Below are 8013 nucleotides of genomic sequence, written 5' to 3' on the forward strand. Positions count from 1 at the left end.
CCTCGGTGCCCTCGCCCTTGTCGGTCACCTCGGTGCCCGGGGCGGCCTCGGCAGGAGCGGTTGCCTCGGCGGGAGCGGCGGCCTCGGCCTTCGCGGCTTCGGCGGCGTCGCGCTCGGCCTGCTCGGCCTCCTGCTCGGCCGTGGTCTTCTCGCGGACCGGCTGCTCGAGCCACGCGGCCTCGCGGGGCTCGGGCAGGCCGTCGCGGGAGACGGACTCCAGCAGCAGCTGGGAGACGTCCACGACCTCGACCTTGCCCTCCAGCTCGGTGCCGTCGGTCTGGGCGGTGGTGCCGTCGGAGAGCATCACGCGGCAGAACGGGCAGCCCGTCGCGATCTTGGTCGCCGAGGTCGACAGCGCCTCGTCCACGCGGTCGACGTTGATGCGCTTGCCGACCGTCTCCTCCATCCACATGCGCGCGCCACCGGCGCCGCAGCACATGGACCGCTGACCGTGACGCGGCATCTCCTTGAGCGTCACGCCCGAGCCGTCCATGAGCTCACGTGGGGCCTCGTAGACCTGGTTGTGTCGGCCCAGGTAGCACGGGTCGTGGTAGGTCACGGTGCCGTCGATCGGCGCGACGGGCACGAGGCGCTTCTCCCGCACGAGCCGGTTGAGCAGCTGGGTGTGGTGGACCACCTGGTAGTCGCCGCCCAGTTCGCCGTACTCGTTCTTCAGCGCGTTGAGGCAGTGGGCACAGGTCACGACGACCTTGCGCTGCGCGGTGGGCACGCCGTCGAAGGCGTTGTTCATGGTCTCGATGTTCTGCTCCGCGAGCATCTGGAACAGGAACTCGTTGCCCGCGCGGCGGGCGGAGTCGCCGGTACAGGTCTCGCCCTGGCCCAGGACGGCGAACTTCACGCCGGCGGTGTGCAGCAGCGTGGCCACGGCCTGGGTGGTCTTCTTGGCGCGGTCCTCGAACGCGCCGGCGCAGCCCACCCAGAACAGGTACTCGGTGTCGGAGAAGTCCTCGAGGTCCGAGCCGATGACCGGGATCTGGAAGTCGAGGGCCTTCATCCAGTCGTCGCGGCCCGAGTTGTTCTGGCCCCAGGGGTTGCCCTTGTTCTCGAGGTTCTTGAACAGGCCCGCGAGCTCGGTGGGGAACTCCGACTCGATGAGCACCTGGTAGCGGCGCATGTCGATGAAGTGGTCCACGTGCTCGATGTCCACGGGGCACTGCTCCACGCAGGCGCCGCAGGTGGTGCAGGACCACAGGGCCTCGGGGTCGATGATGCCGGCGAGCGTCGGATCGTCGGAGACGTCGGCGGTGGTGTGGCCGACGAGCGGACGCTGGGCCTCGAGGCGGGCGGCCTCGGGGATCCTGGCCAGCTTCTTCTCGTCCGGGTTGCCGTCCGCGTCGACCAGACCCGTCTCCTCGCCCATGGTGGTCTTGCCCCCGGCGAGCAGGTACGGGGCCTTGGCGGCGCCGTGATCGCGCAGGGACATCATCATGAGCTTGGGGCTCAGCGGCTTGCCGGTGTTCCAGGCGGGGCACTGCTCCTGGCAGCGGCCGCACTCGGTGCAGGTGGAGAAGTCCAGCCAGCCCTTCCAGGAGAAGTCCTCGATCGCGCCCACACCGAGGATCGGCTCGAAGCTCTCGTCCGCCTCGGTGAGCTCCTCGATCTTGGCCATGGTCAGCGCCTGGCCGTCCATGGTCATGGGCTTGAGGGCGCCCAGCGCGGTCCGGCCGTCGGCCTCACGCTTGAAGTAGATGTTGAAGAACGCCGCGAAGCGGTGCCACGCGACGCCCCAGGTGATGTTGCGGCCCACGACGTACAGCCAGATCATGCCGGTGAGCAGCTTGACCAGCGCGAAGATCGAGACCATGAGCTCGTTGGCGGGCAGGAGCGTCGAGAGGGGACCGGTGACGAAGTCGGTGCTCCAGTGGAAGTGCTCGCCGTCGGCGGCCTGCAGCGAGAGCTTGCCGGCCTTGACGAACATCATGCCCAGGCCCTCGAGCAGCACGACCGTCTCGACGAAGTAGGCGGACTTGCGGTCCGAGCCCTCGAACCGGTTGAGCCCGCGGCGCATGTTGCGTTGGCGGATGATGATCAGCGCCGTGATGCCGATGACCGTGCCCAGGCCCAGGATCTCGTCGATGAGGTGGTACCAGCCCTGGTCGGAGACCCAGGGCCAGCCGCCGCGCGGGTTGAACGTCTGGATGTAGGCCTCGAACCAGACGAAGGAACCCAGCAGGAACCCGACCATGACGAGCCAGTGGAAGGCGCCCACCGACTTCTTCCTGGCCATCCGCGTGTGTGCGGCCACCTCCACGATGACGTTCTTCGCGCGCGCGACCACCGGGCCGACGCGGTCGAAGCCGTCCTTCTGGCCCAGACGGATGCTCCGCACCATCGTGGTGACGCCCCCGATGAAGGAGGCCCAGCAGAAGAGACTGAGCAGGACACCGATCGTCCCGAGAGTGATGGTCACGCCTGACATGGTTCGCGGCCTTTCGTCGCTCTTCTCGACGCACGGGCACCAGGAAACACTGCGTGTGCCCGTCGACGGTCTTGCGTTAAAGGTAGGCCACGCGGGCCCCGTTCCACGAGTTGAGGTCGCCCTTACCGGGCGCTCTCCACTCGGGTACGGGGCCCGCGTGTGGGACTGGATTCAGTTGGTGCGCAGCGTCAGTCCGGGGTGCGCGGCCAGGACGTCGGAGATCGGGACCACGGACAGGGTCGGGGTGAACCCGGCCGCCCGTGCCACCGCCCGGGCATTGGCGCAGGTACCGGTATCGGCGACGTTGGACGCGCTCGAGACCCCCAGGGCCTTGTCGCCCGAGAACACCACTCCGCCGCTGTCGCCGGGCAGGGCGCACAGGTCCACCTTGAAGGCGTTGGCGATGGTGCGGGAGCCGGCCACGTCGACCGTCGCGCCCACCTCGGTGACGGTCCCGCAGGAGAAGCCGGTGCGGAAGCCGGTCTTGCACGCCTTCTGGCCCACGACGGGGTTCGCGGTGCCGGTGATGGCCTGCGTGGTGTCGGGCCCGGTCCCGACCAGGTTGGTGCGGAAGCGGTTGGCGAGCGCGGGGTCCACGGCGATGAGGGCGGTGTCGATCGCGTCCTTGCGGACGCCGGTCGTGGTGCCGAACTCCTGGCCGTCGGCCAGCGCGGCCCGGGCGCCGTCGGCGCCGGCGCAGTGCGCGGCGGTGATGACGACGGGCGTGCCGGCGAGCTCGCCGTTGAAACCGGTGGAGCATTCCAGGACCCCACCGGGGACGGCGACGACGTAGGCCGTGCCGCCCACGACGGGCCCGCCCGGCGCGGGCTGCTGGGTCCGACGGTCGGAGGCGGGGGCCGGGGTGACGGGGTTGGGGACGATCTCGTTCATCCCGTCGATGACGGAGCCGGTTCCCGGGGTGAGACCGGCGAGCAGGTCGATGATGGTCCGCGCGGGCCCCTCGGGGATGAGCCCGGCCTCGCCGAGGAGCGCGAGGCTGGCGAGGGAGCCGGCCTCGCCGGCGGTGGCCGGTCCGGGCTCGGCCTGCGCGCCGGCGCGGGTGGTGGCGGGCTCGAGCCCGTCCACGGTCGGCCCGCCGTCGGACTGGGTCCCGCCCCCGCCCTCGCTACCGAACGGGGCGGTGTCCCACGCGGGGTCCGGGGCCTCGGTCATGTCGATGACGGCGAGGTCCTTCAGCCGCGCGGTGAGGTTCCCCAGCTGGGAGGCCTCGCCGCCACGGGTGGTGACCACCACCGCGTTCCGGGTGGGATCGACGCGCACGCCGGTGACCAGGGCCCGCATCTCCGCGGGGAGCCCCTCGACGATGGTGGCCACCTGGCGCTCGCGGGCCGAGAGCTCGTCGGCGGTCAGCGCCACGTCCTGCACGAGGAATCCGGCGGCGGAGGCCTCGGTGCGCAGCCTCTCGCCCACCTCCCCGGGGACGACGCCGACCCGGCCCGTGCCGGCGTCGTCGAGCCAGACGCCCCCGAACGCCTCGCGGAACTGCTGCTCCCAGCGGGGCCGGGCCTGGGCGAGGCGGTCGCCCACGCCGGCCTGGGCGAGGAACTGCTCGGGGGTCAGGCCCAGATCCCGCTGGAGGGCGTCGACCAGGGAGGTCAGCTGCGGCCCGAGGGCCTCGGCGAGGGCCGGCAGCGTCGTGACGACAGAGGGCGACGGGGTCGCGGGGGCGGGTGCGGCTCCGGCGGGGGTCGCGGAGACGACCAGCGCCGCGGCGGCGACGAGGGCGGTGAGCGTGGAGGTGGTGCGCATGATGGCCTTCCGTGGTGCACGGGCGGACGACGAGGTGGTCCAGTTGCGGCCCAGATTACGGAAGTGTGATTAGCGGGTCCAGTGTGACACGTGTGGTTTGTGTGATTGATGTGTCAGGAGGCGCCCACCTGGAGGCCGGGGAAGCGGTTCTCGATGGCTCCGACCGTCACCCCGACGATCATGGGGACGGTGCGCCAGCGGGCGAGGGCGTCCCGGGCGGTGGCGCAGTCCTCATAGGGCACCCCGTACTGGTCGAACGCGTTGGACAGGCTCGTGACGGCGACCGCCCGGGTGCTGGAGAACACGACGCCGCCGCTGTCGCCCGCGATGGCGCACAGGTCGACCTCGACGTTCGTGGTGCCGCCGGGCGAGGCGGAGTCGACGCCGGACACCTTTCCGCAGGTGTACCCGGTCCGTTGGCCGTATTTGCAGAGGAGCTGCCCCACGACGGGCCGCTGGGAGCCGGACAGCGCGAGGGGCTGGGCGTCGGCGGCCAGGACGTGGGAGTTGCGGAAGCGGGTCTCCGCGGCGGGGTCGATGGAGACCAGGGCCGCGTCGAGCCCCTCGTCGACCTCGGCGGCGGTGAACGCGCCCAGGCGCGGCGACGACGGGCCCTCCGACACCGTCCCGGGGCGGAAGACGGTGCGGGACGTCACGCGGTCGGGGAAGGTGCTGCAGTGCGCGGCGGTGATGTTGACGACCCGGCCGCCGCGGAGTCCGTTGAACCCGAGGGAGCACCAGTTGGCGATGTCGCCGGCGGGGGAGGTGATGAGGACGCGGGTTCCCCCGGCCATGGAACCCGGGGCCGGGGGAGAGGGGGGAGGCGTCACCGGCGGGGCGTCGGGCGGGGCGGCGGACCCGAGCGAACCCTGGGCGGGCAGGAACCCCGCCGCCCGCACGCCCGTTCCCAGGTCGGCGGGGGGGACGGGCGCCGCCGGCGAGCCGTCGACGAGGACCGTCACATCGCCGCTCAACGGATCCACGTCGACGGTGGTGATGGCCTCGCGCTGCTCGGTCGGCAGGGAGTCGGCCCAGGCCTGGACCCGTCCCGCCGTGTCGTCCAGGTCCCGGGCGGCGGCCGGGGCTGCGAGGACCACGAAGCCGCGGGCACGTGCATCCGCCGCGAGCGCGTCGGCGTCGTGGCCGTCGCGCACCACCGCGACCTGGCCGGCGCCGCCGTCGATCCGCACCCCGGCGAAGGCGGCCGGGAACCTCGCGGCGTACTCCTCGGACGCCGCGGCGAGCCGCTCCGCGAGCGCCGAGTCCGACCGGAAACCCTCGCGGGTCGTCCCGGCCGCGACGAGCGCACCGTCGAGGGAATCGTGTGCGACGACCTCCGACGTCCGGGAATCGTCCGCCGGAGGGGCGCCGTCCGCGGGTTGGGCCAGGGCCGCGACGGGCGCCGTGACGACCGCGATCGCGGCCACGGCACCGACCCACCGGAATCGGGTGCGGTTGGGGTGGCGCATGGGGATGTCCGTTCCTGTGGGCGGGGGCGGGGCGGGCCCCGAGGTGCGGATGTCGAGCGTAGTGCCGGGTCGGCGCGGGCGGGAGGAAAGCGGGGGCGGGCGACGATCCCGGTCGGGCTGACTCGGAGATCCGGGGGTGCAGCCGCTAGGCTGCGCCACGGCGATTACACAGTCCCAGCAGTGTCGGGTTCTCCGCACCGGCGGCTCGAGGTGTCGCCCAGTTCGAGTTGCCCGTAGACCGGAGGTCCCATGTCCGACGCCGACGCCGCACTGCATGATGCGCTTGCCACCGTGGTGCGACGCAACCCGGGGCAGCCGCTCTACCTGCAGGCCGTCCACGAGGTGCTGGAATCGCTCGTCCCTGTGGTCAGGCAGCACCCCGAGTACATCGAGGGCGGGATCCTCAAGAGGATCATCGAGCCCGAGCGCGTGATCTCCTTTCGGGTGCCGTGGGTGGACGACTCCGGGACCATCCAGGTCCAGCGCGGCTACCGCGTGCAGTTCAGCTCGGACCTCGGCCCCTACAAGGGCGGGCTGCGGTTCCACAAGTCCGTGGACGAGGACACGCTGAAGTTCCTCGGCTTCGAGCAGGTGTTCAAGAACGCGCTCACCGGGCTCGGGCTGGGCGGCGGTAAGGGCGGCTCGGACTTCGACCCCCACGGGAAGAGCGACGGCGAGGTCATGCGCTTCTGCCAGTCGTTCATGGGCGAGCTCGCCCATTACATCGGCGCCGACCTCGACGTGCCGGCCGGCGACATCGGCGTGGGCGGCCGGGAGATCGGCTACCTGTACGGGCAGTACCGGAAGGTGACCGGCCGGAACGAGGCCGGGGTCATCACCGGTAAGGGCGTCGGCTACGGGGGCTCGTGGGCCCGCACCGAGGCCACCGGGTACGGACTCGTCTACTTCGTCCGCGAGATGCTGCGCGACACCGACATCAGCCTCGAGGGATCCCGCGTGGTGGTCTCCGGCTCGGGCAACGTGGCCCTCTACGCCGCCAAGAAGGCGGCGCAGCTCGGCGCCACGGTCGTGGCCTGCTCCGACAGCTCCGGGTACGTGGTGGACGAGGACGGGCTCGACCTGGAGCTGCTCGCCGACGTCAAGGACGTCCGCCGCGAGCGGCTCTCGGCGTACGCCCGCGAGCGGGGCAACTGCACGTACGTCGAGGGCGGGTCGGTGTGGGGGGTCGAGTGCGACATCGCGCTGCCCTGCGCCACCCAGAACGAGCTCCACGGTGACGACGCGCGCACGCTCGCGGAGAACGGCTGCCGCCTGGTCGCCGAGGGTGCCAACATGCCCTGCACCGAGGAGGCGATCGAGGTCATCCACGAGAAGGGCATCCTCTTCGGCCCCGCCAAGGCGGCCAACGCGGGCGGCGTGGCCACCAGCGGCCTGGAGATGCGGCAGAACGCCGGTCGCCTGCAGTGGGACTTCGAGCGGGTCGACTCCGAGCTCGACCGGATCATGACCAACATCTACGCCACCTCGGCCGCGACCGCCGAGGAGTACGGCGCCCCGGGCGACCTCATCGCGGGCGCCAACATCGCGGGCTTCCGCCGGGTCGCCGACGCCATGCTCGCCCAGGGCGTCATCTGACCCGATCCCGGCCGGCGGCGCGCCTCGTCGTCGTCGTCCCCTCCCGGTCCACCACTCCAAGGGCGTTCCGGTCACCCCCGCCTGCGGGCCGGTGACCGGAGCGCCCTTTCCGGTTGAGTCGGGCGCGCGCAGGATGGGGCGTGATCCGCGTCACGCCGGGAATCCATCCGGCCCGCCGCGAGTTGTACAGGGCGTCAAACCTCAGCGGATCAGACTCAAGTTGGCTTGACTCGCGCTCCCCCGGAAGGCAGGGTGGAGGTAACGGTCCCAGCCTTGAGCCGGGTCTGCTGAACAACAGGATCTTCCAGTCCACACCCCGTCCGCGCGGACTCGTCGCGGAGAGAAGGAGTTCACCATGGGACGTGCAGTCGGTATCGACCTCGGAACCACCAACTCGTGCGTCGCCGTCCTCGAGGGCGGCGAGGCCAACGTGATCGCCAACGCCGAGGGGTCGCGCACGACCCCGTCGGTGGTGGCGTTCGCCAAGAACGGCGAGGTCCTCGTGGGCCAGCCCGCCAAGAACCAGGCGGTCACCAACGTCGACCGCACCATCCGCTCGGTCAAGCGCCACATCGGCACCGAGTGGAAGTCGCCGGACATCGACGACAAGAACTACACCCCGCAGGAGATCAGCGCCCGGACGCTGCAGAAGCTCAAGCGCGACGCGGAGTCCTACCTCGGTGAGGACGTCACCGACGCGGTGATCACCGTCCCCGCCTACTTCAACGACGCCCAGCG

General features: G+C 71.4%; 5 protein-coding genes. 2 read left to right on the forward strand and 3 right to left on the reverse strand.

Features of this window, described 5'->3' with window-relative positions; translation table 11 throughout:
* The 3 genes from B4M60_RS01895 to B4M60_RS01905 form a co-directional block, all read right to left on the reverse strand.
* Nucleotides 1–2440 (reverse strand): (Fe-S)-binding protein (locus tag B4M60_RS01895; RefSeq protein WP_291079755.1); only part of this gene is annotated, 2440 nt, incomplete at its 3' end.
* Nucleotides 2441–2611: 171 nt separating this feature from the next.
* A complete protein-coding gene (locus tag B4M60_RS01900; protein ID WP_291079757.1) occupies nt 2612–4210 on the reverse strand; it encodes a S1 family peptidase in 1599 nt (532 codons plus the stop codon).
* A 113-nt stretch (nt 4211–4323) separates the two neighbouring features.
* Entirely contained in the window at nt 4324–5679 is a 1356-nt protein-coding gene (locus tag B4M60_RS01905) for a S1 family peptidase (RefSeq protein ID WP_291079759.1), read from the reverse strand.
* 249 nt (nt 5680–5928) lie between these two features.
* On the opposite strand from B4M60_RS01905, the gene gdhA reads away from it, so the two are divergent.
* Both gdhA and B4M60_RS01915 read left to right on the forward strand, forming a co-directional pair.
* Complete coding sequence (gene gdhA, locus B4M60_RS01910) at nt 5929–7275, forward strand: NADP-specific glutamate dehydrogenase (RefSeq protein ID WP_291079761.1); 1347 nt, start codon at nt 5929–5931, stop codon at nt 7273–7275.
* Nucleotides 7276–7630: 355 nt separating this feature from the next.
* A partial coding sequence (locus tag B4M60_RS01915) for an Hsp70 family protein (RefSeq protein ID WP_291079763.1) occupies nt 7631–8013 on the forward strand: 383 nt, incomplete at its 3' end.

The organism is Dietzia sp. UBA5065, from assembly GCA_002415925.1.
Lineage (GTDB): Bacteria > Actinomycetota > Actinomycetes > Mycobacteriales > Mycobacteriaceae > Dietzia.

Coding starts and splice junctions, on each gene's coding strand:
- B4M60_RS01900 (WP_291079757.1), bottom strand. CDS start 4,210: ATGCGCACCACCTCCACGCTCACCGCCCTCGTCGCCGCCGCGGCGCTG.
- B4M60_RS01905 (WP_291079759.1), bottom strand. CDS start 5,679: ATGCGCCACCCCAACCGCACCCGATTCCGGTGGGTCGGTGCCGTGGCC.
- gdhA (WP_291079761.1), top strand. CDS start 5,929: ATGTCCGACGCCGACGCCGCACTGCATGATGCGCTTGCCACCGTGGTG.